The organism is Streptomyces sp. NBC_01334 (assembly GCF_035983595.1).
GTDB lineage: Bacteria > Actinomycetota > Actinomycetes > Streptomycetales > Streptomycetaceae > Streptomyces > Streptomyces coriariae.
Genome location: NZ_CP130718.1, coordinates 4,727,879 through 4,754,193 on the forward strand (window position 1 = coordinate 4,727,879; position 26,315 = coordinate 4,754,193).

The 26,315-nt window shown below is 69.8% G+C and carries 12 protein-coding genes and 3 rRNA genes; 7 read left to right on the forward strand and 8 right to left on the reverse strand.

Annotated elements, in window-relative coordinates; all coding sequences use genetic code 11:
* Positions 1–27: 27 nt before the first annotated feature.
* From rrf to OG736_RS21140, 4 genes are all read right to left on the reverse strand, one after another.
* A 5S ribosomal RNA gene (gene rrf, locus OG736_RS21125) occupies positions 28–144 on the reverse strand.
* A 91-nt stretch (positions 145–235) separates the two neighbouring features.
* Positions 236–3,358 (reverse strand): 23S ribosomal RNA (locus tag OG736_RS21130).
* Between the two features lie 312 nt (positions 3,359–3,670).
* A 16S ribosomal RNA gene (locus tag OG736_RS21135) occupies positions 3,671–5,196 on the reverse strand.
* The 16S, 23S and 5S rRNA genes sit together here, the layout of an rRNA operon.
* A 667-nt stretch (positions 5,197–5,863) precedes the next feature.
* On the reverse strand, positions 5,864–6,430 hold the full coding sequence (locus OG736_RS21140) for a MarR family winged helix-turn-helix transcriptional regulator (RefSeq protein WP_327183836.1): 567 nt from the start codon (positions 6,428–6,430) through the stop codon (positions 5,864–5,866).
* A gap of 176 nt (positions 6,431–6,606) precedes the next feature.
* On the opposite strand from OG736_RS21140, the gene OG736_RS21145 reads away from it, so the two are divergent.
* The gene (locus OG736_RS21145; RefSeq protein ID WP_327187669.1) at positions 6,607–7,878 is read left to right on the forward strand and encodes an MFS transporter; all 1,272 of its coding nucleotides are present in this window, start codon (positions 6,607–6,609) and stop codon (positions 7,876–7,878) included.
* A 115-nt stretch (positions 7,879–7,993) separates the two neighbouring features.
* On the opposite strand, the gene OG736_RS21150 is transcribed toward OG736_RS21145, so the two are convergent.
* The gene (locus OG736_RS21150; RefSeq protein WP_327183837.1) at positions 7,994–9,646 is read right to left on the reverse strand and encodes an ATP-binding SpoIIE family protein phosphatase; all 1,653 of its coding nucleotides are present in this window, start codon (positions 9,644–9,646) and stop codon (positions 7,994–7,996) included.
* A 260-nt stretch (positions 9,647–9,906) separates the two neighbouring features.
* On the reverse strand, positions 9,907–11,286 hold the full coding sequence (locus OG736_RS21155; RefSeq protein WP_327183838.1) for an NAD(P)/FAD-dependent oxidoreductase: 1,380 nt from the start codon (positions 11,284–11,286) through the stop codon (positions 9,907–9,909).
* 381 nt (positions 11,287–11,667) lie between these two features.
* Between OG736_RS21155 and OG736_RS21160 the strand changes: the two genes are divergently transcribed.
* The gene (locus OG736_RS21160; protein WP_327183839.1) at positions 11,668–12,435 is read left to right on the forward strand and encodes a TetR/AcrR family transcriptional regulator; all 768 of its coding nucleotides are present in this window, start codon (positions 11,668–11,670) and stop codon (positions 12,433–12,435) included.
* 310 nt (positions 12,436–12,745) lie between these two features.
* Positions 12,746–14,746 carry a sigma-70 family RNA polymerase sigma factor gene (locus OG736_RS21165; protein WP_327183840.1) on the forward strand — a complete coding sequence of 667 codons (2,001 nt, stop codon included), beginning with the start codon at positions 12,746–12,748 and terminating at the stop codon, positions 14,744–14,746.
* On the opposite strand, the gene OG736_RS21170 is transcribed toward OG736_RS21165, so the two are convergent.
* Both OG736_RS21170 and OG736_RS21175 read right to left on the reverse strand, forming a co-directional pair.
* Entirely contained in the window at positions 14,733–18,164 is a 3,432-nt protein-coding gene (locus OG736_RS21170) for an AfsR/SARP family transcriptional regulator (RefSeq protein ID WP_327183841.1), read from the reverse strand. The two genes, OG736_RS21165 and OG736_RS21170, sit on opposite strands and share 14 nt — an antisense overlap.
* A gap of 56 nt (positions 18,165–18,220) precedes the next feature.
* Positions 18,221–20,341 (reverse strand): asparagine synthase-related protein, encoded by a 2,121-nt coding sequence (locus OG736_RS21175; RefSeq protein WP_327183842.1) that lies wholly within the window; start codon positions 20,339–20,341, stop codon positions 18,221–18,223.
* A gap of 706 nt (positions 20,342–21,047) precedes the next feature.
* Here OG736_RS21175 and OG736_RS21180 point away from each other — a divergent pair.
* From OG736_RS21180 to OG736_RS21195, 4 genes are all read left to right on the forward strand, one after another.
* Positions 21,048–22,472 carry an NsdA family TPR-like regulatory protein gene (locus OG736_RS21180; RefSeq protein WP_028807071.1) on the forward strand — a complete coding sequence of 475 codons (1,425 nt, stop codon included), beginning with the start codon at positions 21,048–21,050 and terminating at the stop codon, positions 22,470–22,472.
* Positions 22,473–22,551: 79 nt separating this feature from the next.
* Positions 22,552–23,769 (forward strand): L-2-hydroxyglutarate dehydrogenase, encoded by a 1,218-nt coding sequence (gene lhgO, locus OG736_RS21185; RefSeq protein WP_327187670.1) that lies wholly within the window; start codon positions 22,552–22,554, stop codon positions 23,767–23,769.
* 94 nt (positions 23,770–23,863) lie between these two features.
* Complete coding sequence (gene trmB, locus OG736_RS21190; protein WP_327183843.1) at positions 23,864–24,706, forward strand: tRNA (guanosine(46)-N7)-methyltransferase TrmB; 843 nt, start codon at positions 23,864–23,866, stop codon at positions 24,704–24,706.
* 91 nt (positions 24,707–24,797) lie between these two features.
* On the forward strand, positions 24,798–26,315 hold the full coding sequence (locus OG736_RS21195) for a PrsW family intramembrane metalloprotease (protein ID WP_442817058.1): 1,518 nt from the start codon (positions 24,798–24,800) through the stop codon (positions 26,313–26,315).

Here is a 26,315-nt window from a genome sequence, read left to right on the forward strand (position 1 = left end):
GAGGTGCGGGGGTTTCCCGTAATATTTGTTCGGCGGTGTCCTACTCTCCCACAGGGTCCCCCCTGCAGTACCATCGGCGCTGTAAGGCTTAGCTTCCGGGTTCGGAATGTAACCGGGCGTTTCCCTCACGCTATGACCACCGAAACACTATGAAACACATGCAGCCGCACCATGCCGTGACCATGACATGGGGCCGTTCGTGGTTTCAGAACCAACACAGTGGACGCGAGCAACTGAGGACAAGCCCTCGGCCTATTAGTACCAGTCAGCTTCACCCATTACTGGGCTTCCACATCCGGCCTATCAACCCAGTCGTCTACTGGGAGCCTTAACCCCTCAAGGGGGTGGGAATACTCATCTCGAAGCAGGCTTCCCGCTTAGATGCTTTCAGCGGTTATCCCTCCCGAACGTAGCCAACCAGCCATGCCCTTGGCAGAACAACTGGCACACCAGAGGTTCGTCCGTCCCGGTCCTCTCGTACTAGGGACAGCCCTTCTCAATATTCCTGCGCGCGCAGCGGATAGGGACCGAACTGTCTCACGACGTTCTAAACCCAGCTCGCGTACCGCTTTAATGGGCGAACAGCCCAACCCTTGGGACCGACTCCAGCCCCAGGATGCGACGAGCCGACATCGAGGTGCCAAACCATCCCGTCGATATGGACTCTTGGGGAAGATCAGCCTGTTATCCCCGGGGTACCTTTTATCCGTTGAGCGACGGCGCTTCCACAAGCCACCGCCGGATCACTAGTCCCGACTTTCGTCCCTGCTCGACCCGTCGGTCTCACAGTCAAGCTCCCTTGTGCACTTACACTCAACACCTGATTGCCAACCAGGCTGAGGGAACCTTTGGGCGCCTCCGTTACTCTTTAGGAGGCAACCGCCCCAGTTAAACTACCCATCAGACACTGTCCCTGATCCGGATCACGGACCCAGGTTAGACATCCAGCACGACCAGAGTGGTATTTCAACGGCGACTCCACAACCACTGGCGTGGCTGCTTCAAAGTCTCCCACCTATCCTACACAAGCCGAACCGAACACCAATATCAAACTGTAGTAAAGGTCCCGGGGTCTTTCCGTCCTGCTGCGCGAAACGAGCATCTTTACTCGTAGTGCAATTTCACCGGGCCTATGGTTGAGACAGTCGAGAAGTCGTTACGCCATTCGTGCAGGTCGGAACTTACCCGACAAGGAATTTCGCTACCTTAGGATGGTTATAGTTACCACCGCCGTTTACTGGCGCTTAAGTTCTCAGCTTCGCCAAGACGAATCTTGACTAACCGGTCCCCTTAACGTTCCAGCACCGGGCAGGCGTCAGTCCGTATACATCGCCTTACGGCTTCGCACGGACCTGTGTTTTTAGTAAACAGTCGCTTCTCGCTGGTCTCTGCGGCCACCCCCAGCTCGAGCAGCAAGTGCTCTCACCAGACGTGGCCCCCCTTCTCCCGAAGTTACGGGGGCATTTTGCCGAGTTCCTTAACCATAGTTCACCCGAACGCCTCGGTATTCTCTACCTGACCACCTGAGTCGGTTTAGGGTACGGGCCGCCATGAAACTCGCTAGAGGCTTTTCTCGACAGCATAGGATCATCCACTTCGCCACAATCGGCTCGGCATCAGGTCTCAGACTATGTGAACGGCGGATTTGCCTACCGTTCGTCCTACACCCTTACCCCGGGACAACCACCGCCCGGGATGGACTACCTTCCTGCGTCACCCCATCACTCACCTACTGCAAGTCTGGTTCGTCGGCTCCACCACTTTCCTTTCCCCGAAGGGTCCGGAACGGCTTCACGGACTTAGCATCGCCTGGTTCGATGTTTGACGCTTCACAGCGGGTACCGGAATATCAACCGGTTATCCATCGACTACGCCTGTCGGCCTCGCCTTAGGTCCCGACTTACCCTGGGCAGATCAGCTTGACCCAGGAACCCTTAGTCAATCGGCGCACACGTTTCTCACGTGTGTATCGCTACTCATGCCTGCATTCTCACTCGTGAACCGTCCACAACTACCTTCCGGTGCTGCTTCACCCGGCACACGACGCTCCCCTACCCATCCATACGGGCGTTGGCCCTGTTGTATGAATGACACGACTTCGGCGGTACGCTTGAGCCCCGCTACATTGTCGGCGCGGAATCACTAGACCAGTGAGCTATTACGCACTCTTTCAAGGGTGGCTGCTTCTAAGCCAACCTCCTGGTTGTCTGTGCGACTCCACATCCTTTCCCACTTAGCGTACGCTTAGGGGCCTTAGTCGATGCTCTGGGCTGTTTCCCTCTCGACCATGGAGCTTATCCCCCACAGTCTCACTGCCGCGCTCTCACTTACCGGCATTCGGAGTTTGGCTAAGGTCAGTAACCCGGTAGGGCCCATCGCCTATCCAGTGCTCTACCTCCGGCAAGAAACACACGACGCTGCACCTAAATGCATTTCGGGGAGAACCAGCTATCACGGAGTTTGATTGGCCTTTCACCCCTAACCACAGGTCATCCCCCAGGTTTTCAACCCTGGTGGGTTCGGTCCTCCACGAAGTCTTACCTCCGCTTCAACCTGCCCATGGCTAGATCACTCCGCTTCGGGTCTTGAGCGTGCTACTGAAACGCCCTATTCGGACTCGCTTTCGCTACGGCTTCCCCACTCGGGTTAACCTCGCAACACACCGCAAACTCGCAGGCTCATTCTTCAAAAGGCACGCAGTCACGACGCACCGAGTAAACTCGATGCGCGACGCTCCCACGGCTTGTAGGCACACGGTTTCAGGTACTATTTCACTCCGCTCCCGCGGTACTTTTCACCATTCCCTCACGGTACTATCCGCTATCGGTCACCAGGGAATATTTAGGCTTAGCGGGTGGTCCCGCCAGATTCACACGGGATTTCTCGGGCCCCGTGCTACTTGGGTGTCTCTCAAACGAGCCGTTGACGTTTCGACTACGGGGGTCTTACCCTCTACGCCGGACCTTTCGCATGTCCTTCGCCTACATCAACGGTTTCTGACTCGTCTCACAGCCGGCAGACTGTGAAAGAGAGATCCCACAACCCCGTACACGCAACCCCTGCCGGGTCTCACACGTATACGGTTTGGCCTCATCCGGTTTCGCTCGCCACTACTCCCGGAATCACGGTTGTTTTCTCTTCCTGCGGGTACTGAGATGTTTCACTTCCCCGCGTTCCCTCCACACTGCCTATGTGTTCAGCAGCGGGTGACAGCCCATGACGACTGCCGGGTTTCCCCATTCGGAAACCCCCGGATCAAAGCCTGGTTGACGACTCCCCGGGGACTATCGTGGCCTCCCACGTCCTTCATCGGTTCCTGGTGCCAAGGCATCCACCGTGCGCCCTTAAAAACTTGGCCACAGATGCTCGCGTCCACTGTGCAGTTCTCAAACAACGACCAGCCACCCATCACCCCGAACCCTTAACGGATCCGAGTGCACTGGGGCCGGCACTGAAGGCAGCCATACGGCCATACCCTCAGACACCCAACAGCGTGCCCGGCACCCTCGCCACTCATGATCAGCTTTCCACGCTCCGAAGAACAGTACTTGCAGCCCGAGATGACTGAGAATGCCGAATAATCAACGTTCCACCCATGAGCAACCAGCATCGGACGTACGCCGATGTACTGGCCTCTGACCGAGCAAGCCCGGTAAGAAGTGCTCCTTAGAAAGGAGGTGATCCAGCCGCACCTTCCGGTACGGCTACCTTGTTACGACTTCGTCCCAATCGCCAGTCCCACCTTCGACAGCTCCCTCCCACAAGGGGTTGGGCCACCGGCTTCGGGTGTTACCGACTTTCGTGACGTGACGGGCGGTGTGTACAAGGCCCGGGAACGTATTCACCGCAGCAATGCTGATCTGCGATTACTAGCAACTCCGACTTCATGGGGTCGAGTTGCAGACCCCAATCCGAACTGAGACCGGCTTTTTGAGATTCGCTCCACCTCACGGTTTCGCAGCTCTTTGTACCGGCCATTGTAGCACGTGTGCAGCCCAAGACATAAGGGGCATGATGACTTGACGTCGTCCCCACCTTCCTCCGAGTTGACCCCGGCAGTCTCCTGTGAGTCCCCATCACCCCGAAGGGCATGCTGGCAACACAGAACAAGGGTTGCGCTCGTTGCGGGACTTAACCCAACATCTCACGACACGAGCTGACGACAGCCATGCACCACCTGTACACCGACCACAAGGGGGCGCCTGTCTCCAGACGTTTCCGGTGTATGTCAAGCCTTGGTAAGGTTCTTCGCGTTGCGTCGAATTAAGCCACATGCTCCGCTGCTTGTGCGGGCCCCCGTCAATTCCTTTGAGTTTTAGCCTTGCGGCCGTACTCCCCAGGCGGGGAACTTAATGCGTTAGCTGCGGCACCGACGACGTGGAATGTCGCCAACACCTAGTTCCCACCGTTTACGGCGTGGACTACCAGGGTATCTAATCCTGTTCGCTCCCCACGCTTTCGCTCCTCAGCGTCAGTAATGGCCCAGAGATCCGCCTTCGCCACCGGTGTTCCTCCTGATATCTGCGCATTTCACCGCTACACCAGGAATTCCGATCTCCCCTACCACACTCTAGTCTGCCCGTATCGAATGCAGACCCGGGGTTAAGCCCCGGGCTTTCACATCCGACGCGACAGACCGCCTACGAGCTCTTTACGCCCAATAATTCCGGACAACGCTTGCGCCCTACGTATTACCGCGGCTGCTGGCACGTAGTTAGCCGGCGCTTCTTCTGCAGGTACCGTCACTTTCGCTTCTTCCCTGCTGAAAGAGGTTTACAACCCGAAGGCCGTCATCCCTCACGCGGCGTCGCTGCATCAGGCTTTCGCCCATTGTGCAATATTCCCCACTGCTGCCTCCCGTAGGAGTCTGGGCCGTGTCTCAGTCCCAGTGTGGCCGGTCGCCCTCTCAGGCCGGCTACCCGTCGTCGCCTTGGTGAGCCATTACCTCACCAACAAGCTGATAGGCCGCGGGCTCATCCTTCACCGCCGGAGCTTTTAACCCCCACCCATGCGAGTGGAAGTATTATCCGGTATTAGACCCCGTTTCCAGGGCTTGTCCCAGAGTGAAGGGCAGATTGCCCACGTGTTACTCACCCGTTCGCCACTAATCCCCACCGAAGTGGTTCATCGTTCGACTTGCATGTGTTAAGCACGCCGCCAGCGTTCGTCCTGAGCCAGGATCAAACTCTCCGTGAATGTTTACCGGTAATCCGGTCGACACCACGAGAGCGGAACAGCCAGGCGGAATAAGCCCGGCCGTTCACAGCGTCCTCGCTGTGTTTTGTTTCAAAGGAACCTCATCCTCGGCTATCACTGCCGGGGACGGGGTATCAACATATCTGGCGTTGATTTTTGGCACGCTGTTGAGTTCTCAAGGAACGGACGCTTCCTTTGTACTCACCCGAGAGACTCTCTCAGGCTTTCCTCCGGGCGCTTCCCTTCGGTCTTGCGTTTCCGACTCTATCAGATCTTTTCTCGACCCGATTTCCTCGGTGCTTTCCAGGTTCTCGCTTTCGCGCTTCCCTTTCCGGCGGTTCCGACTCTATCAGATCCTTTCGGGCCTGATTCCCAGTCAGAGGGGGCTTGTCTTCCCGGCTGTTGGGCCGTTCCGACGTCTCAAACCTTAGCGGATCCGCTCGGCAGTTCCTAATCGGGCTGCCGACCCCAAATCGAATTGAATTCGGGCACGCCGAATTCGACCCCGTGGGGAGATCGTGCTGATGGTTTGTAGTGCCGCTACTGCGGCGGAGGTGCTGTCGAAGAACCGTTACGGCTCCCCGGCAACCCGAAGAACTCTACGGATCCTGGATGGGGATGTCAACCACCCCTGTCAAGATCTTTTAGTCCGGCCGGGGTGGGCTGCTCAGTCGAGGTCGCTGAGTCGGCCGCCGGCGTCCGGCTGGGCGTGCTCCACCCGGCGCAGGAGCCTGGTCAGGACCTCACCCAGGGCCGTCCGCTCGTCCGCGGAGAGGTCCTGGAGGAGGTCCTCCTCGAAGACCGTCGCCATGCGCATCGCCTCCAGCCACTTCTCGCGACCCTCGGGCGTCAGCTCGACGATCACGCGCACACGGTTGGACTCGTCCCGCTCACGGGTCACCAGTCCTTCGGCGAGCATGCGGTCGATGCGGTGGGTCATCGCGGCCGGCGTCAGGCCGAGGCGCTTGGCCAGGTCGCTGGGTCCCAGGCGATAGGGGGCCCCTGAGAGGACCAGGGCCTTGAGGACCTCCCACTCGGCGTTGCTGATGCCGAGGTCCGCGGTCTGGCGCCCATAGGCGACGTTCATCCGGCGGTTCAGGCGGGAGAGCGCCGAGACGATCTTCTCGACCTGGGGGTCGAGGTCCTGGAATTCGCGCTGATAGGCCGCGATCTGCTCTTCGAGGGTCGGCTCGCCGCCGCTGCCGGTGCCGACCGTGCCGGGGGTGTCGCCCATGGGCGCAAGTATCGCACGGGGCTCGTTCGCGTTGAAGTTCTTCGCGGTGTACAGTTTAGCTTCTAACTTTAGCTTCGAAGTCTTCGGCACTAAGTACTGAGGCAGCGGAAGTACTGACGCTGCTCGGGTCCGGTACCGACGACGACCACCTGAGAGAGGTGAACGTGACCAGGGCGATGGGCGCAGCGATGCGCCGGATCCACGTGGGCAACGCACTCAGCGCGTTCGGGCTCGGCTTCACCGTCCCCTACCTGTACGTCTATGTGGCGCAGGTGCGGGGACTGGGTGCCATGACGGCGGGGCTCGTCCTCGCCGTCTTCGCCGTGGCCGCGCTGATCGTGCTGCCGTTCGCCGGCCGGGCGATCGTGCGGCGCGGTCCACTGCCGGTCCTGCTCGCCGCCCTGGTCACCGCCGCGCTGGGCGCGCTGAGCCTGGGGCTCGCCGGTAACGCCACGGCCGTACTGGCCGCCGCGGCCGCGCTCGGCGCCGGGCAGGCCGTGATGCAGCCGGCGCTGGCCACGATGATCGTGGACTGCTCGACCGCGGAGACCCGGTCGCGGGCGTTCGCGACGCAGTTCTTCCTTCAGAACCTCGGGCTCGGCGTGGGCGGTCTGATCGGCGGGCATCTCGTCGACACCACGCGCGTGTCGTCGTTCACGCTGTTGTTCGCCATCGAGGCTGCGATGTTCCTGCTGCTGGCCGTGGTGCTGTCGACCGTGCGGCTGCCGCACGCTCCGCGGGTCGGGGACGCCCCGCAGGGCGCCGGGGGCAGCTGGAAGCGGTTGCTCGGCAACCGGGCGATGGTGCAGCTGTGTGTGCTGGGCTTCGTGCTGTTCTTCGCCTGCTACGGACAGTTCGAGTCGGGGCTGAGCGCGTACGGGGTCGAGGCCGCCGGGATCTCGACGTCCGCGCTCGGGACCGCGCTCGCCGCCAACACCGCGATGATCGTCGTCGCGCAGTTCGCCGTGCTGAAGTTCGTCGAGCGGCAGAAGCGGTCCCGGGTGATCGCTGCCGTGGGGCTGATCTGGGCCGTCGCGTGGGTCGTGGCCGGGTACGCGGGACTCGGCCACGGCAGTCAGGAGATGGCGACGGCCGCGTTCGTGTCGACGTACGCGCTGTTCGGGCTGGGTGAGGCGATGTTGTCGCCGACGGTCGCGCCGCTGGTGGCCGATCTGGCGCCGGCCGGTCTGGCGGGACAGTACAACTCGGCGTTCGCCCTGGTGAAGCAGCTCGCGCTGGCCGTCGGGCCGGCGGTGGGCGGGCCGATGGGGGCCTCGCTGCACGCGCCGTACATCGTGACGTTCCTGCTGTTCTCGCTGGGGATCACCTGTCTGGCGCTGCGGCTGGGACGGCAGCTGACCGCCGTCCAGGATCAGCCGTGGCTGGCGCGGAAGCGGGTCGTCGCGCGCGGTGGCGCGGTGGCGGAGCCGGTGGCCGCCGAGGCGTGAGACGGGTGGGGGAGGCGGTCGTCGTCCGAGAGGGCGGCGGCCGCCTTTCGTGTCGGCGGGGGGCCGTGACCCGGGCGAGGTGTGCTGCCTGTCGCTCCGGTCGTCACGGCGTTCGTCACTCCGCAGGCTTCGGCAGGACGAACTCGCACCACACGGCTTTTCCGCCGCCCGGGGTGCGGCGGCTGCCCCAGTGGGACGCGATCGTGGCGACGATGGCGATGCCTCGGCCCGACTCGTCGCCCGGTTCGGCGCGGCGGCGGCGCGGAAGGTGGTCGTCGCCGTCGGTGACCTCGATGATCAGGCGGCGGTCCGTGCGGCGCAGGCGCAGCCGCATGGGCGGGGTGCCGTGCTGGAGGGAGTTGGCGACGAGTTCGCTGGCGGCGAGGACGCCGAGGTCGTGCAGGTCGGGCGGGAAGCGCCAGCTGGTCAGGACACCGGAGGCGAAGGCACGCGCGCGTGGGGCCGCTTCGACTCCGCCGAGAAGCTCCAGGGCCGCGTTGCGGAACAGCTCGCCGTCGGGGCCGGTGCGGGCCGGGTGCTGAAGGACCAGGACGGCGACGTCGTCGTCGTGGTCGGCGGTGACGCCGGCCGAGCGGACCAGGCGGTCGCAGACGACCTGGGGGGTTCCGGTCGCGCCGGACAGGGCGCGCTCCAGGGACGCGATGCCTTCGTCGAGGTCTTCGTCCCTGCGCTCGACCAGGCCGTCCGTGTAGAGGACGGCCGTCGAGCCGGGGCCGAGGGGGATCGAGCCGGAGGCGTGCATCCAGCCGCCGGTGCCCAGGGGCGGGCCGGTGGGTTCGTCGGCGCGCAGGACGGTGCCGTTGTCGTCGCGGACCAGGATGGGCAGGTGGCCCGCGGAGGCGTACACCAGTCGGCCCTCGTTGGGGTCGTGGATGGCGTACACGCAGGTGGCGATCTGGTTGGCGTCGATCTCCGCGGCGAGGCCGTCGAGGAGCTGGAGGATCTCGTGCGGGGGCAGGTCGAGGCGTGCGTACGCCCGGACCGCCGTGCGGAGCTGGCCCATGACGGCTGCCGCGCGGACGCCTCGGCCCATGACGTCGCCGATGACGAGGGCGGTGCGGCCGCCGCCGAGGGTGATGACGTCGTACCAGTCGCCGCCGACCGCGGCCTCGGTGCCGCCGGGCTGGTAGGTGGCGGCGATGCGCAGGTCGTCGGGTTCTTCCAGCTCCTGGGGGAGGAGGGAGCGCTGGAGGGTGACGGCGGTCTCGCGCTGGCGGCGTTCACTGGTTCTGAGTCGTTCGGCGGCTTCGGCGTGGTCGGTGACGTCGGTGGCGAAGATCAGGACGGTGCCCTTGCCGTTGTCCTCGGCGGCCGGGGTGCAGGTGAAGGTGTAGGAGCGGCCGTCGGGGGCCTTGCGGGACTTCAGGGTGCGGGGCTTGCCGCTGCGCAGGGCCTGGTCGAGGAGGGGCATGAGGCCCAGATCGCGGAGTTCGGGAAGTGCCTCGGAGGCCGGTTCGCCGCAGGGGCGTACGCCGAAGGCCGCCGTGTAGGCGTCGTTGACGTAGGCGAGGCGGTGGTCGGGGCCGTGGACGAGGGCGACGAGGGCCGGGACGCGGTCGAGGACCTCACGGACCGGGAGCTCGTCGACGGCGGGCACCGGGGGCGGCTCGTCGGTGAGTCGTTCGGCGCGGGCCGCGGGTACGGAGCCTTCGCTCCGCCGGTCCGTGGTGGTGACCGGGTGCTCGGCTCGCGCGGCGGCGCGGCGCTGCGTTCCGGGGAGCCGGGCGCTCCAGCGCGTGAAGTTCACGAATCCTTGCCTCGTGTAGTCGTCGGCGGCCCGGCTCCGGGCCCGGCCTGGGCTGCGGTGGCCGCGCGGCGGTGGCCGCACATTGTTGCAGCACCCGGGGTGTGGAGCACGTGGAACGGCCTCGTGGGTCGGGGGGCGGGTGGTGGCCCGCCGGGAAGGGCTCGGGAGGGACTGGAGCAGGGAGCAGTCTGGCAGTGTGGCCGCCGTCCGGGCCGACATTCGTCAGACGTGGGGGCGGTCGGTGGAGTTCCTGGATCCGGTCAGGACGACCCCTTCGGGTCGCCGGAAGACTCGTCAGAAGGCTTTCCACCGGCAGCGAGTTCGAACTCTGCGCGGGGATGTTCGAGGGATCCCAGGGAAACGATCTCCCGTTTGAAGAGCCCGGAGAGGGTCCATTCGGCGAGCACGCGCGCTTTGCGGTTGAAGGTGGGCACGCGGCTGAGGTGGTACGCGCGGTGCATGAACCAGGCCGGGTAGCCCTTGAGCTTGCGCCCGTAGACGAAGGCGACGCCCTTGTGGAGGCCGAGCGAGGCGACCGAGCCGACGTATTTGTGGGAGTACGTCTGAAGGGGTTCGCCGCGCAGGGAGCGCGCGATGTTGTCGGCGAGGACCTTGGCCTGGCGGACGGCGTGCTGGGCGTTGGGGGCGGTCTCCGTGCCGGGCGCGTCGGCCGTCACGTCGGGGACGGCGGCGGCGTCTCCGGCCGCCCACGCGTGCGTGACGCCGTCGACGGCCAGCTCGGGGGTGCATTTCAGCCGACCTCGTGCGTTCAGCGGCAGGTCGGTGGCCGCGAGGAGCGGGTGGGGTTTCACGCCGGCGGTCCACACGACCGTACGGGTCGGGAAGCGGGCGCCGTCGCTGAGGACGGCGACGCGGTCGGCGCAGGACTCCAGGCGGGTGTCCAGGCGTACGTCGATGTTGCGGCGGCGCAGTTCGCTGACCGTGTAGCGGCCCATGTCGGCGCCGACCTCCGGCAGGATCCGGTCGGAGGCCTCGACCAGGATCCACTTCAGGTCCTCGGGCTTGACGTTGTGGTAGTAGCGCGTGGTGTAGCGGGCCATGTCCTCCAGCTCGCCGAGCGCCTCCACGCCCGCGTAGCCGCCGCCGACGAAGACGAAGGTGAGGGCGGCGTCGCGGATCGCGGGGTCGCGCGTGGAGGAGGCGATGTCCATCTGTTCGATGACGTGGTTGCGCAGCCCGATGGCTTCCTCGACGGTCTTGAAGCCGATGGCGTGGTCGGCGAGGCCGGGGATGGGCAGCGTGCGGGAGACGGAACCGGGCGCGAGGACGAGTTCGTCGTACGTCAGCTGCTGGGGTCCGGTGCCCTCTTCGTCGGTGGCGAGGGTGGTGAGGGTGGCGCTGCGCTTGGCGTGGTCGACGGCGGTGACCTCGCCGACCACGACCCGGCAGTGCGGCAGGACGCGGCGCAGGGGCACGACGACGTGCCGGGGGGAGATGGAGCCCGCGGCCGCCTCGGGGAGGAAGGGCTGGTAGGTCATGTACGGGTCGGGTGTGACGACCGTGATCTCGGCCTCTCCCCGGCCGAGTTCCTGTTTCAGCTTCTGCTGGAGCCGCAGGGCCGTGTACATCCCGACGTAGCCGCCGCCGACAACGAGAATGCGCGCACGTTCCTTCACCATCCCATGACGCACCGGACGCCGGAGTTTGTCCACAGCCCCGACAATTTGTGTGACCGCGAGTCGGGCGTGCGCGGGGTTGGCCGAAACATCGGAGTGCGGGGCAGGATCGCAGGTCAGCGGCTGTGCGCCGGGGTGCGGGAAGGGGTGCAATCGGGACGTATACGGCCCGTACTCCGATCGGGGGGCGCTCCGTGCGGAACCTGCCCCTTCTGAATTGACTCCCTCTCAACTATGTTCGTGTGTCGACGGGGTGTCAGGGGGAAGTGCTCTGCGGGTCTGCGACGGGTGGGCCCGAGGAGGCCGTCCCCTGTGTTCCACGCCCCCGACTTTCGATGGCGGGGAGAGTCTCCGGGGGGAGACGTCATTACCGGGGGAACATTCATGCACACTCACAATTCGCATTGGTCGTCCACGTCGGCCCTTTCACCAGGCGGCGCGGTCGGTACGGCAGTGGGCAACGGACGTGGAGAAGGCGCACGGACGGCACCACTGCGGGTGGACGCACAGCGCAATCTGGAGCATGTACTGCGGGCGGCGCGCGAGGTGTTCGGCGAGCTGGGTTACGGCGCGCCGATGGAGGACGTGGCGCGGCGTGCGCGGGTCGGGGTCGGCACCGTGTACCGGCGCTTCCCGAGCAAGGACGTCCTGGTGCGGCGGATAGCCGAGGAGGAGACGTCCCGGCTGACCGATCAGGCACGGGCGGCGCTCGGCCAGGAGGACGAGCCGTGGTCGGCGCTGTCGCGCTTCCTGCGGACGTCCGTGGCGTCCGGCGCCGGGCGGCTGCTGCCGCCGCAGGTGCTGCGGGTCGGCGTCGCGGAGGACGAAGTCGAGGGTGTTCCTGCCGACGAGGCGCGGGTGCCTCAGCAGCGGACCCAGTCGGGCGGCGGTGAACTGCGGCTCGTCGCGGGCGACGGCACGACGGCCGCTGCCGACGACGCCGGAGCGGCGGCGCTCCTCGAGGTCGTGGGCCTGCTGGTGGAGCGGGCGCGGGAGGCGGGCGAACTGCGCACCGACGTGTCGGTGTCGGACGTCCTGCTGGTCATCGCGACAGCGGCACCCTCGCTGCCGGATCCGGCTCAGCAGGCGGCGGCCTCGGCGCGGCTGCTGGACATCCTGCTGGAGGGCCTGCGGTCGCGTCCCTCCTCGTGAGGGGCGGGGCCGGCGGGGCCGGCGGCTTCCGGGCCGGTGGCTCGAAAGGGTGACGGTGGGCGGGGGTGGCACGTGCCCCTCGCCCTCGTCCGCTGCGCCGGATATTCGCGACATTCCCGCCAGGGAGCTCAACTGCTGCCCGCTGCACGACAGTTGAACCTTCCCCGAACGGGTGAAACCTAGTACTGGATTGCGTCAGGTCCCCACGGACGAGTGGACGGCCCGTCCCACGGGGTCCTGAACAAAAGCCAATATGGCACTCTGACCCGGTGGTCAGGACTGGTTCGGCCGGCGGCGGGGGCTTTCCGCGATGAGTGTTGACGGTGGGGACGACTCGCTCGGTCCATCCGGTGACGGTGACACGGAGGCCGACGGCCTGACCTCACCGCAGGTGCCGAGCCAGGGGGGACGCGCGAGCGGGTACCCGGGCGGTCCCACAGGCGGTCGCCCGGCCGGTCCGGCGGCCCGTCCGCCGCTGCGTCCGCTCGACGACCCGTCCGAGGGCAGCGTTCCGGCCCAGCGCGAGCGGCGGGCCGAGGTCGTCCTGCCGCCGCCGCGGGACCTGCCGCCTGCCGACACCGACCTGCTCGACCGGATGCGCTCGGGCGACGACACGGCGTACGAGGAGCTGTACCGGCGGCACGCCGACGCCGTGCGCCGCTACGCCCGCACCTGCTGCCGGGACGCGCACACCGCCGACGACCTCACCGCCGAGGTCTTCGCCCGCATGCTCCAGGCGGTGCGCGGCGGCTCAGGACCCGAGTACGCCGTCCGTGCCTATCTCCTCACCTGCGTCCGGCGGGTGGCCGCCGGCTGGACGCAGTCGGCGAAGCGGGAGCAACTCATCGACGACTTCGCGGTGTTCGCCGCACAGGCCACCCGCGCCTCCGAAGCCGCCGACGACACGGTGTCCGTCGGCTCCTTCGGAGCGGGCCTGGAGCTGGGCGCCGACGTGCGCGCGATGCACGAGGCCGAGCAGTCCATGGCCATGCAGGCCTTCCGCTCGCTGCCCGAGCGCTGGCAGGCCGTGCTGTGGCACACCGAGGTGGAGGACGAGTCGCCGAGCGAGGTCGCCATGCTCTTCGGCCTCGACGCCAACGGCACGCGCGTGCTCGCCAGCCGCGCCCGTGAGGGCCTCAAGCAGGCCTACCTCCAGGCCCATGTCAGCGCCACCCTCACCAGCGACGAGGAGTGCGCCGGCTACGCCGACCAGCTCGGCACCTACGCCCGCCGCAGGCTGCGCACCCGGGCCGAACGGGGACTGCGCAAGCACCTGGAGGAGTGCGCCAAGTGCCGGCTGGCCTGCCTCCAGATCGAGGAGGTCGCCAGCAGCATCCCCGCCGTCGTGCCGGTCGCGGTCATCGGCTGGTTCGGCGCCGCCGGATACGCCAAGGCGGTGGCGCTCATCGCCGGCGGTGCGGGCGCGGCGGGCGCGGCCGCCGCGGCGAGCGGTTCCTCGACCGGAGCGGGCGCGGGTGGCGGAGCGATGGCCTCGGAGGGGCTGGGCGCCCCCGTGAAGGCCGGGATCGCGGCCGGTGTGGTCGCGGTGGCGGCCGCCGCGGTGGCCCTCGCGCTCGTCGGCCACGGCGGGCCCGCGGAGCAGCCGAAGGCCGGACCCCCGGCGTCCGCGCCGGCGCCGGTCGCGCAGCCCGAGGACCCGACACCCGCCCCGACGCCGACGCCGACGAAGGAGCCCGAGCCGGAGCCCCCGGCGATCGTCCCGGCGGCCGCCCCGACCCCGACCCGCGCCCTCGGGTCGACGCCCACGCCGGCGCCGACCCCCACGCCCAGCCCGACCCCCACCCCCGTCCCGACTCCGACACCCACCCCGACCCCCACGCCCACACCGACTCCGGCACCCACGCCGCCGCCCGCCCCGGCCGTCTATCCGCTGAGCGGGCTGTCCTTCGACGTCAGCGGTGACGGAAGCGGACCCGAGATCCGGCTCGGCGGCAGCAGCTGGGTGTGGCAGCGGTACGGGCTGTCCATCGCGGACCGGTGGTACGAGCGCGGGGTGACCGTGCACGGCGACTCCTCGGTCACCGTCGACCTCAACCGGGCGTGCACCTCCTACGACGCGCTCGTCGGCGTCGACGACCTGACGATGAAGCTCGGCAAGGTGTCCTTCGCCGTCTACGCCGACGGGCGCCGGGTCTGGACGTCCGGGGTGATCAAGGGCGGCGACCCGGCCGTGCCCGTCCATGTGAATCTCGTCGGCCGCACCACCGTGCGTCTGGTGGTCGAGCCGCACAGCGGCCTCGACTCGGTGGCGCTCGCGGACTGGGCGGACTCCGGGTTCACCTGCTCGTAGGCGCCTGCGCGGCCGCGGCCGACGGTCCGGCCGGGTGGTCGCGCACGCCGTCCGTGAGCTCGCGCAGGGCGTCGGTCACCGTCAGGGGCGTGCCCAGGGCGCGCTCGGCCGCGTAGCGCTCGGCGCCCAGGGTGTCGCGGGCGGCGGCGTCGGCCAGCTCGACCCGGACGTGCTGCGGGGCGGGACGCGGGTGGGGGCCGAGGAGGGCGTCGGCGACCGCCAGGAGACGGGTCGCGCGCGGGTGGTCCCCGAGCTGGGTCAGCAGGTGCGCCGCGCTGTCCAGGATCGACGACGTCACCGCCTCGGCGCACTGGTCGGCCACCGCCTGGCGCAGTGTGTCGGCGAGCATCGGCAAGCCGTGCTCCGGGCCGGACTCGGCGGCGGTGAGGTCGGCGTCGAGCATGTTCAGCGCCGCCACGAACTGGGGCGGAGGGGTGCCCGTCCCGGCCGCCACGCGGACCTCGTCGCAGAGCACGCGCGCGCGGGCCACTTCCCCCTCGTGCAGCGCGATGTGGGAGCGCAGCAGGAGGACGAACGCCCGGACGTCGGGCACGCCGTAGCGGTCGGCGGCGCTGTGGGCCTCGTCGAGCGCGGTCAGGGCGCCCTCGACGTCGCCCGAGCGGTAGGAGATCTCCGCAAGCCGGGCGATGAGGAACGGCGACTCGGCATACGCCCCGACCTCGTAGGCGAGCCGCAGCGCCTCGCGGTACTCCCGCTCGGCCTCCGCGAAACGGCCGCGCGCCATCTCCGCCTCGCCGGCCGCGCCGCACACCTGGGCACGCATCCAGCGGTCGCCGACGCGCAGGCTGAGCACGCGCAGCTCCGCCAGGTCGTCGTCCACGCCGTGCAGTCCGCCGGGTGAGTCGACGACCATGTGGGTGCGGAACATCAGGGCGCAGCCGAGCTCCCAGTCGCCGCCGTGGAGACGGCAGTTGGCGACGGCCCGGTCCAGGACCCCCCGGACGTCGACCATGTCCCGCATCTGGAAGGCCGTCAGCGGCCAGAGCAGGCCGGGCATCCGTGCCGCCTGGGGGCCGCCCGGCTCGTAGTCGGCGCGCAGGCGGACCAGGTACTCCTGGTAGCGCGGGTCCGCCACGAGGTCCTTCGGCTCGGACTCCGACAGCAGGAACAGGTTCAGCATCCGCAGGTTCATCCGCTGGGCGTGCCGGGGGTGGGTCTCCTCCGTGGCGGCGGGTGTTCCGAGCAGGGCGTCGACGGGGTCCAGGGCGGCCATGCGGGCGGTGAGGTCGGCGGGGACGGTGAACGGCACTTCGGGCCCGGTCTCCCCGAGGGTGTCCAGGACGGCGCCGAGGCGCAGGGCCCGGTCGCTCCACTCGGCGCCCTCGTGGCGGTAGTTGCGCAGCCACCAGAACCAGCCCGTGGCGAGACAGAGGGCGATGGCCTCCTCCTCGTCGCCCGAGGTGAGCGCGCGCCGGAGGGCCACGCGGATGTTGTCCAGTTCGGTCTCCAGGCGGGAGATCCAGAGGAGTTGCCCGGCGGAGCGCAGCAGCGGGTCGGCCAGCTCGACGAGCGCGCGCACCCACGCGAGGTGGCGCCTTCGGGCCGCCGCGCGGCACCGGGGGAGTTCGGCGGCGCGTTCGGTGGCGTACTCGTGGATCGTCTCCAGCATGCGGTAGCGCATGCCGCCTCCGTCGCCCCGCTCGCACGGCGCGGCGACGACCAGGGACTTGTCGACGAGCGCGCCGACGAGTTCCGCGACCGGGCCGGTGCACACGGCTTCCGCCGCCTCCAGGTCCCAGCCGCCCGCGAACACGGACAGCTCGCGCAGCAGTGTGCGCTCCGGCTCGTCGAGCAGGTCCCACGACCAGTCGACGACGGCACGCAGGGTCTGCTGGCGGGGCAGGACCGTACGGCTGCCCGAGGTGAGGAGGCGGAATCGGTCGTCGAGGCGGTCGGCGATCTGGCGCGGGGTGAGCAGCCGGAGCCGGGCGGCGGCCAGTTCGATGGCGAGCGGCAGTCCGTCCAGTCGTCGGCAGATCTCCGCGATCGCCTCCTCGTCCCGCAGGGCGGCCGCCGCGTCGGGGCGGACGGCGGTCGCGCGCTCGGTGAAGAGGCGGTGCGCCTGGTCGGGGAGGAGGGGCTCGACCGGGCGGACCGACTCGCCGGGGACGCCCAGGGGTTCACGGCTGGTGGCGAGGATCGTGAGACCGGGGCAGCGGGTGAGGAGGGTCTCGGCGAGGGCGGCGGCCGCGCCGATGACATGTTCGCAGTTGTCAAGGATCAGGAGTTGGCTGCGCGGGGCGCAGTACTCGACGAGCAGGGCGACCGGGTCGTCCTGCGGGGACGCCAGCTCGGTGGTCATCAGGACGGTCTCGCGCAGACCGAGGGCACTGACCACCGCGCCCGGCACCGCCTCCGGCCGGTCGAGCGGCGCCAGCTCGGCCAGCCACGCCTGTGGGAGCCCGGCGGCGGCTTCCTCGGCGAGGCGGGTCTTCCCGGAGCCGCCCGGTCCGGTGAGCGTGACGAGACGAGCCCTGTGCACTTCGGAACGGATGGCGTCGAGTTCGGGTTCCCGGCCCACGAAGGAGGTGAGTCGCGGACGGATGTTGCCGGTGCGCTCGGGGAGTCGGAGCGGGGTATGGGGTGGTGTCGGCGGTGCAACCGGTCCGGGGCCGTGGGCCGGTGGGGTGCCGTGGAGCGGTGGGGTGCCGTGGGCCGTCGTGGCGCCGTGGTCCGGTTCCGGGCGGTTGAGGAGTTCGGTGTGCAGGGCGCGCAGGTGCGGGCCCGGGTCGGTGCCGAGGCCGTCGGCGAGGGTGCGGCGGGCGGTCTCGTACGCGGCGAGGGCGTCGGCTTCGCGGCCGGTGTCGCGCAGGGCGCGGATGAGGAGGGCCTGCAGCGGCTCGTCGTACGGGTGCGCCGCGGCCAGTTCGGTCAGGCGCGGTACGGCTTCACGGGCGCGGCCGAGGAGGAGGTCCGCCTCGGCACGGGCGCGGGTGGCCTCCATCCGGAGCGCCTCGGGGCGGGTGGCCGCGGTGCGGTCGGGGAGGTCGGCGAGGGCGGGGCCGCGCCACAGGGCGAGGGCGTCGTCCAGGGTGCGGGCGGCCGTGGGGGCGTCACCTCGTCCCAGCGCTTCATCGCCCCGGCATACGAGTCGTTCGAAGACGAAGAGGTCGACGTCGTCCTCGGTCGCGGCGAGGCGGTACCCGCCGGGGGCGGAGGTGACGCTGTCCTTGCCGACGGCACGGCGGAGACGGCCGATCAGGGCCTGGAGGGCGGCCGGGGCGTCCTGGGGCGGGGTGTCGCCCCACACCTCGTCGATGAGGGTCTCCGGGGCGATGAGCCGGCCCGGGCGCAGGGCCAGGGCCGTGAGGAGGGCGCGGAGCCGGGCACCGGGAACGGGTACGGCGTCGCCCTGGTCGTCCGCTGTCTGGGTGACGCCCAGAATTCTGTACCGCACCCGTTCATTGTCACCGGGGGTGAGGCGCGGGGCACGGGGTTTGTGGGCGGTGGGTCTCACCCTCCGGAGGAGACCGCCCGTCGCTGGGGCGCGATGCCCGCCGGTACGGCACGCGCGCGTGCCGGTGTGCCCGTCCAGCAGGTGCCCCTGCGGGACAGCAGGCGGCGGAGCCAGAGTTCCAGGGAGACCAGGTCGGCCAGGCCGTCCAGGGGGAGGGGTTCGCCCGCCGCGGCGGCCCTGAGGGCCTTGCGGACCACTCTCGCCTCGATCAGGCCCGCCTCCGCGAGGAGCGGCGCCTCGAAGAGGGTGAGGAGGGGGTCGATGGCCATGCGCAGGCCCGCCCGGGCCGCCGCGGTGGCGGACGCCTGGGAGGGGGCGCCCCAGCCGGGCGGGAGGTCGGTGACGCCGGCGCCCTTCAGGACGGTGCGCAGGATCGCGGCACGCGCCCCCGGCTGCACGCGCAAGGTCTCGGGGAGCGCGCGGCACGCGCGGACGACCTGGTTGTCGAGGAACGGCGCGTGCAGTCGCTGGGAGCGGATCTCGGCGGCCTGTTCCAGGACGCGCAGGTCCATGGCGTGCCGGGCGAGGGCCGCACGGGCCCGGTAGTCGCCCGGACGCTGGCCGGGCCCCACGCCGGTGCGGTGCGCGGCCCCCTGGAGGCGAACCGATACTTCAGCCAGCGCCTCCCCCGTCAGCCAGCGCGCGGCAGGGCCCGCTCCGCCCCAGGTGAGGGCCGCCAGGGAGGCCCCTACGGCGCCCGAGGGGTCTTCGGAGCCGAAGCTGCGGTGCATGAGGCGTTCGGCCAGACCCTCGACGCCCGCGCGGTACGACGTACGGGCCAGTCGGCGGGCCGCCCCGTACACGCGCGCGGGGACGAGCACCGAGCCGTCGGCCTTCGTCAGCGCCGCCACCGGGCGCACCAGATGACGGCGTTTGCGGTCCATCAACAGGTCCGCGAGGCGGGCCGGGTGGGCGTCCAGCACCTGGCGGGCGCCGTAGCCCGTGAAGTGGTCCGCGCTGCCCGCCGCGAGACGCGCCCGGTGGCGGGCGGCCGTGACCAGGCTGGGGCCGGGTTCGTCGGTCAGCGGGCCGTCCAGGTCGGCGTACGGCAGGGCCTCCTCGCCGCCGGCCACCACGACGTGGTGCAGGCGCGGGTTGGCCGCGAGGGTGCCCGCCCGTTCCAGCTCGGCCTCGCGTCCGCCGACGGCCAGGTCGTTGAAGGTGACGGCCAGCAGCCGCTCCCCTGCGCCCGTGCCGTGCCCCAGAAGCGTGCCCGGCATGCCGGGCAGACCCGCCGCGAGGAGCGCCAGTGTGCCGGAGGCCGGACCGCCGGAGAGGTCGGCGCCGATGCCCGGAACGGGCATCCCGCGCGCGGCACGCCGTTCCGCGGGCCCCATGCCGGGCACGGGGCCGGGGTCGATGTCGGGGACGTGCCGGGGCGCGGCCAGACGCGCGCGTACCGCCTCGATGAGCGCGTCCCGTACGGCGCCGACCGCGCTCTCCGGGTCGGCGAGGGGCGCCGCCACGGCGAGCGAGGCGACCTGCTCGTACCCGGCGATCTCACGGGCCCCGGCGCGAAGGATCAGCGCGTGCCCCGGCGGAATGCGGTGCACGCCGTCGTACGGGGTGGAGTCGTGCAGGGCGGCCGGTACGTCGGGGGCGGCCAGGAGCGCCGCCAGGTGTCCGAAGTCGAGGTTGGCCTCGATGAGGTCGGCCAGCGGCAGCGCCGCCGTCGCGTACGCCGTGCCACCGGCCCAGGGAGTGTGGAACACCGGGCGCGCGCCCGCCAGATCGCCGCAGACGGTGATGCGCCGGCCGACCTGGACGATCGCCGTGTAGCTGCCCGGCCAGGCCGTCAGATGCCGAAGTGCCCCTCCGCGCGCGGCGAACAGTCCGACGCGCAGCTGTTCGTCGGTCGCGCCGCAGGTGCCGAGGACCGCGACCCGGGTCTGGGCGTCGGCCTTCACCACCCGCACCTCGTCGGGGCGCCAGTCGCCGACGGCCCACAGCGGATCCGGGTCGCCCCACAGGAGTTGGGAGCCGACCGGGTGCAGGGTCTCGCCGTCGTGGCCGACCCGCCCTCCGTACGCCGCGTCGTCGTCGTGACGGCCGTCGTGAGCAACGGATCCGCCCAGCGCGCCCGCGGCGGTGCTGCTCCATCCCACCAACCACCGCATGGACGCCTCCACAGGCTGTGGACAACCGAGTGCACCGTACGAACGGTTCACCATGCTGCCACGAAGAACGCGCTGCAGAAGGAGGCGGCGCCGCTCGCGATCCGGGGACTGCGCCCGCGTCAACTCGTCGGCGGCCCTGCGGGAGTCGCTGCGCACCCCGGCGTCTGCGACGTGAATGCGCCCCCGGTACGCTCCCCCAAGACGCCCTGCGCGCCCTCGATTTCCGTGGTGGGAGGCGTTGTACCCCGCAGAACAGAGGGTCGATTTTCGGCCAAATCCCCGTTGCGCGCCGCGCGTCGAGAACGTCCCGCGCAGGCTTCGCACACGCTCCGTACACACGCGCGTGCCCTGTAAGGCTCGCGCCGGTCCGGGAGACGGACGCCGCCTCCCGGACCGTTCCGCCGCCCGCGGGGATGAAGGCGGCGGTGTCCCCCAGCCCACTGGATCCAGTACAGCGGGCCGACCCACGCACGGCCCATGGAACCGCTCCCGTGGTGGCCGGAGAAGAGCGCACGGCCGGGCGCACGGCCACACAGCGGGAGCACGCCGCGACGGTCCGTACCGGCGCCCCGGCATTCGTACGGACCACAATCCCGCCAACCGGAAGAATGCCCCTTAACGCTTGGGATGCGGCGAACTACGCTGGGTTTACGAATGCCGCATGGTTATGCCAGCGCGGCAGCCGTCTGTGTCGAGGGGTGGCGCAATGTCCAGGGAGCAACGCGGGCCGAACGAAAAACTCGGCGCCGTTCTCGCCCTCGCGGGAATCAGCAACGCAGGACTCGCGCGACGCGTCAACGATCTTGGCGCTCAACGCGGGTTGACTCTTCGCTACGACAAGACGTCCGTGGCGCGCTGGGTGTCGAAGGGCATGGTGCCGCAGGGCGCCGCGCCCCACCTCATCGCGGCCGCCATCGGTCAGAAGCTCGGCCGTCCGGTGCCGCTCCACGAGATCGGCCTGGCGGACGCGGATCCCGCGCCCGAAGTGGGCCTCGCCTTCCCCAGGGACGTCAACCAGGCCGTGCGCTCCGCCACGGAGCTCTATCGCCTCGACCTCGCCGGCCGCCGGGCCGGTTCCGGGGGCATCTGGCAGTCGCTGGCCGGATCGTTCGCAGTAAGCGCGTACGCGACGCCCGCCTCACGGTGGCTGATAACCCCGGCCGACAGTTCGGTGGCGCGCGACGCACACCTCGTCGAGGAGTCCGGCGCACCGCTCAAAGTCGGCCACAGCGATGTGCAGAAGCTCCGTGAGGCCGCCGAGGACGCCAGACGCTGGGACTCCAAGTACGGAGGCGGCGACTGGCGTTCTTCCATGGTGCCGGAGTGCCTGCGGGTGGAGGCGGCTCCGCTGCTGCTCGGCTCGTACTCCGACGAGGTCGGCCGGGCCCTGTTCGGGGCGAGCGCCGAACTGACCCGGCTCGCGGGGTGGATGGCCTTCGACACCGGTCAGCAGGAGGCCGCACAGCGCTACTACATCCAGGCGCTGCGGCTCGCCCGCGCGGCGGCCGACGTACCCCTCGGGGGGTATGTGCTGGCCTCCATGTCCCTCCAGGCCACCTACCGCGGCTTCGGCGACGAGGGCGTCGATCTCGCGCAGGCGGCCCTGGAGCGCAACCGGGGGCTGGCCACGGCCCGCACGATGAGCTTCTTCCGGCTCGTCGAGGCACGCGCGCACGCACGCGCCGGGGACGCGCATGCCGCCGGCGCGGCGCTCAAGGCCGCCGAGGGCTGGCTGGAGCGGTCCCGTGACGGCGACCACGACCCGTCCTGGCTGGGCTTCTACTCCTACGACCGCTTCGCCGCGGACGCCGCCGAGTGCTACCGCGATCTGAAGGCGCCGCGTCAGGTGCGGAGGTTCACCGAGCAGGCGCTGTCGCAGCCGACGGAGGAGTTCGTCCGGTCGCACGGGCTGCGGCTCGTCGTCTCGGCGGTCGCCGAACTGGAGTCGGGGAACCTCGACGCCGCCTGCGCACAGGGGGTGCGGGCCGTGGAGGTGGCCGGGCGTATCTCCTCCGCCCGCACCACCGAGTACGTCAAGGATCTTCTGCATCGGCTGGAGCCCTACGGCGACGAACCCCGGGTGGTGGAACTGCGCGAGCGGGCCCGGCCCCTGCTGATGACTCCGGCGTAGGACGGCGCAGGACCCGCAGGACGCCCGACCCGGGTTTGAAGGCACTGTCAGTGGCGCAGTGCACTATCGAAGCCGGGAGGTGGTGTACGTGTCGAAGATCGCTTACGACTGTGATGTGCTCGTGGTCGGCGGGGGCATCGTCGGGCTGTCCACGGCGTACGCGATCACGCGTGCCGCGCCGGGTACGCGGGTGACGGTGCTGGAGAAGGAGCCCGGCGTCGCCCGGCACCAGACGGGGCGCAACAGCGGGGTCATCCACAGCGGGATCTACTACCGGCCGGGGTCGCTGAAGGCGCGGTACGCGGTGCGGGGCGCGGCGGAGCTGACGAAGTTCTGCGCGGAGTACGGCATCGCGCACTCCGTCACCGGCAAACTGATCGTCGCCACGGACCGGGCCGAGCTGCCTCGGCTGCACGCACTGGTGCAGCGCGGCCGGGAGAACGGGATTCCGGTCCGGGAACTGGGCGCCGCCCAGATCGCGGAGTACGAGCCCGAGGTCCGGGGACTCGCCGCCATACGCGTACGGACGACGGGGATCTGCGACTACACGGCCGTCGCACGGCAGCTGGGCCGGGCCTCCGGGGCGGAGATCCGGTACGGCGCGCGGGCCGTGCGGATCGACCGGCGGCCGGAGCGCGGGGTGGCGGTGCTCACCGCGCGCGGTGACGTCGTACGGGGGCGGGTGCTGGTGAACTGCGCCGGGCTGTACTCCGACGAGGTCGCCCGGCTGACGGGGGACGAGCCCGAGGTGCGGATCGTGCCGTTCCGGGGCGAGTACTACGAGCTGGCGCGGCCGGAGCTGGTGCGCGGGCTGGTGTATCCGGTGCCCGATCCGGCGTTCCCGTTCCTCGGCGTCCATCTGACCAGGGGGATCGACGGGGGCGTGCACGTCGGCCCCAACGCCGTGCCTGCGCTGGCCCGGGAGGGGTACGGCTGGGGCGTCGTACGGCCCCGCGAGGCGATGGCGACGGCGGCCTGGCCCGGGGTGTGGCGGATGGGCCGGCAGCACTGGCGGTACGGGGTCGGGGAGCTGCGGCGGTCGGTGTCGAAGGGGGCGTTCGTGGACGCGGTGCGCCGGCTGCTGCCGGCGGTGGAGGAGGGGGACCTGGTGCGGGCGGCGGCCGGGGTGCGGGCGCAGGCGGTGCTGCGGGACGGCGCTCTGGTGGACGACTTCCTGATACGGGAGGGGCCACGGACGGTCCACGTGCTGAACGCGCCCTCGCCGGCGGCCACCGCCTCTCTGCCGATCGGGCGGGAGGTGGCCCGCCGGGCCCTGGGAGCGCTGACCGACGCTTGAGCGGCGGGGTGCCGCGCTCACGGAGGCGGCGGTCGGGTGCCGGACTCCCGGCCGCGGCAGGCACCGCGAGCCGACCCGTAAAATCGACACCACTGTGTCTGATTCCGTGAGCACCCCCGAAGCCCCCCAGCCCTTTCCCGGTGGCGAGCACCACCCGGGCGAGTCCGTTCGGCACACCCGGGCCAAGGGGGAACCCAGGTTCCCCGACGGGCCCAAGGCCGATCCCGCCGGGTCGCACTTCGAGCGGCGGATCCGGAGTTTCCAGCCCCGGCGCAGCCGGGTGACGGCCGGGCAGGCGGACGCGTTGCAGCGGCTGTGGGCCAAGTGGGGGCTCGACATCGACGGGCACGCCGTCGACCTCGCCGAGCTGTTCGGCGACGACCGTCCCGTCGTGCTGGAGATCGGCTTCGGCATGGGTGAGGCGACCGCGCAGATGGCGGCCGCCGCCCCGGACACCGGCATCCTCGCGGTGGACGTGCACACGCCCGGCCAGGGAAATCTGCTCAACCTCGCGGACCGCACCGGGCTGACCAACGTCCGGGTGGCCAACGGTGACGCGATCATCCTGCTGCGCGAGATGCTGCCGGCGGACTCGCTCGACGGGCTGCGCGTCTACTTCCCCGACCCCTGGCCGAAGAAGCGCCACCACAAGCGGCGCCTGATCCAGCCAGAGTTCCTCGACCTGGCCGCGACCCGGCTGAAGCCCGGGGCGACCGTGCACTGCGCCACGGACTGGGAGCCGTACGCCGAGCAGATGCTCGAGGTGCTGACCGCGCACCCCCACTTCGAGAACACCCGGGCCGACGGCGGGTTCGCGCCCCGGCCCGAGTTCCGGCCGCTGACCCGTTTCGAGGGACAGGGGCTGGACAAGGGTCACGTCGTGAACGATCTGCTCTTCCGTCGCGTACAGCATCGCGTCCGGCCCGGGGATCGCTGACCGCCCAGGGGCCGATCAACAAGATCGGCCAAGGGATCACCGACCGACCTCCACCTCCACCACAGTCCTCTCCCTCGTTAGGGTCGATGCCGTGGCCATCAGTCCTCCGTTTCCGCCCTGTCCGCCGCATCCCGGCGGCGCACCCGAGGACGGTGTGCTCCGGCACGCTCACTGGTGGCAGCGCAGGAGAGTGCGGTACGGGGCGCTGATCACCCTGCTCACGCTGTCCGGCCTGGTCATCCTCGCGCTGGTGCGCGAACAGACCGGTACGGAGGGATTCCTGGTCGGGCTCGGGCTCGCCGTGCTGCCCGTGCCGCTGCTGGTAGCCGCCTTCCGGTGGCTGGACCGGGTCGAGCCGGGACCCTGGCGGAACCTGGTCTTCGCCTTCGCCTGGGGCGCGTGCGCGGCAGCGCTGATAGCCATCATCGCCAACAGTTTCGCGACCAGATGGATAGCCACCGCGACCGCCGACCCGTCCAGCGCGGACACCCTCGGGGCGACCGTCATAGCGCCGATCGTCGAGGAGTCCGCGAAGGCCGCCGCCGTCCTGCTGGTGTTCCTCTTCCGCAGGCGGGACTTCACCGGGATCGTCGACGGCGTGGTCATAGCCGGGGTGACCGCCACCGGCTTCGCCTTCACCGAGAACATCCTCTACCTCGGCACCGCCTTCGGCACCGACCAGCTCACGGGCGACACCGGCATCGCCTCGGTCACCGCCGCGACCTTCTTCGTCCGCGTCATCATGTCGCCGTTCGCGCACCCCCTGTTCACCGTCCTGACCGGCATCGGCTTCGGCGTCGCCGCGCTCTCCGGGGACCGCCAGCACCTGCGGCGCGGGCTGGTCCCGCTGGGCGGGCTGCTCCTCGCGATGGGCATGCACGCCCTGTGGAACGGCTCCTCGTCGTTCGGCGAGTTCGGGTTCTTCGCGGTGTACGCGGCGATCATGGTGCCCGCGTTCGGGCTGCTGACCTGGCTGGTGGTGTGGACGCGGCAACGCGAGCTGCGCACCGTACGCGAGGAACTGCCCGCCTACGCGGCCGCCGGCTGGCTCACCCCGGCCGAGCCGTTCGCGCTCGGCTCGATGCGGGCCCGGCGACTGGCCCGGGAGTACGCCGGCCGTCACCTCGGCAAGCCGGCCGCGCGGGAGGTCGCCCGGTACGAGGCGTACGCGACGTCCCTCGCGTTCCTGCGGCATCGCGGCCGACGGGGGCGGGCCGGCGCCGACTTCCTCGTACGCGAGCGGGAGTTGCTCAACGAACTGTGGCGGCGGACGGACGTCGCCCGGCCCGCGCTGGAGCACGCGGCCCGGATGACGGCCCCGCCGGTACGGGTGGCCGCGCCGCCCTGGCCGGTCCACGGGGCGTACGGGTACGGCCAGGGTCCGGCCCACGGCCAGGGTTACAGCGCCGGGTTCGGCCATCCGACGGCGCCGGTGTACGGCAGTCCGGCGGCGCCGTCGTACGGGTACGGGTACGGGTACGGGTACGGGTACGGCTACCCCGCGGCACACATCCCCGGACCCGGGCACGGACCCGGACACGGCCCATCGCACGGACCCGGACCCGGATATCCGGCGGAACCGTATCCCGCTCCCCACTCGCACCAGTAG

Coding starts and splice junctions, on each gene's coding strand:
- OG736_RS21140 (WP_327183836.1), bottom strand. CDS start 6,430: ATGGGCGACACCCCCGGCACGGTCGGCACCGGCAGCGGCGGCGAGCCG.
- OG736_RS21145 (WP_327187669.1), top strand. CDS start 6,607: ATGGGCGCAGCGATGCGCCGGATCCACGTGGGCAACGCACTCAGCGCG.
- OG736_RS21155 (WP_327183838.1), bottom strand. CDS start 11,286: ATGGTGAAGGAACGTGCGCGCATTCTCGTTGTCGGCGGCGGCTACGTC.
- OG736_RS21160 (WP_327183839.1), top strand. CDS start 11,668: ATGCACACTCACAATTCGCATTGGTCGTCCACGTCGGCCCTTTCACCA.
- OG736_RS21165 (WP_327183840.1), top strand. CDS start 12,746: ATGAGTGTTGACGGTGGGGACGACTCGCTCGGTCCATCCGGTGACGGT.
- OG736_RS21175 (WP_327183842.1), bottom strand. CDS start 20,341: ATGCGGTGGTTGGTGGGATGGAGCAGCACCGCCGCGGGCGCGCTGGGC.
- OG736_RS21180 (WP_028807071.1), top strand. CDS start 21,048: ATGTCCAGGGAGCAACGCGGGCCGAACGAAAAACTCGGCGCCGTTCTC.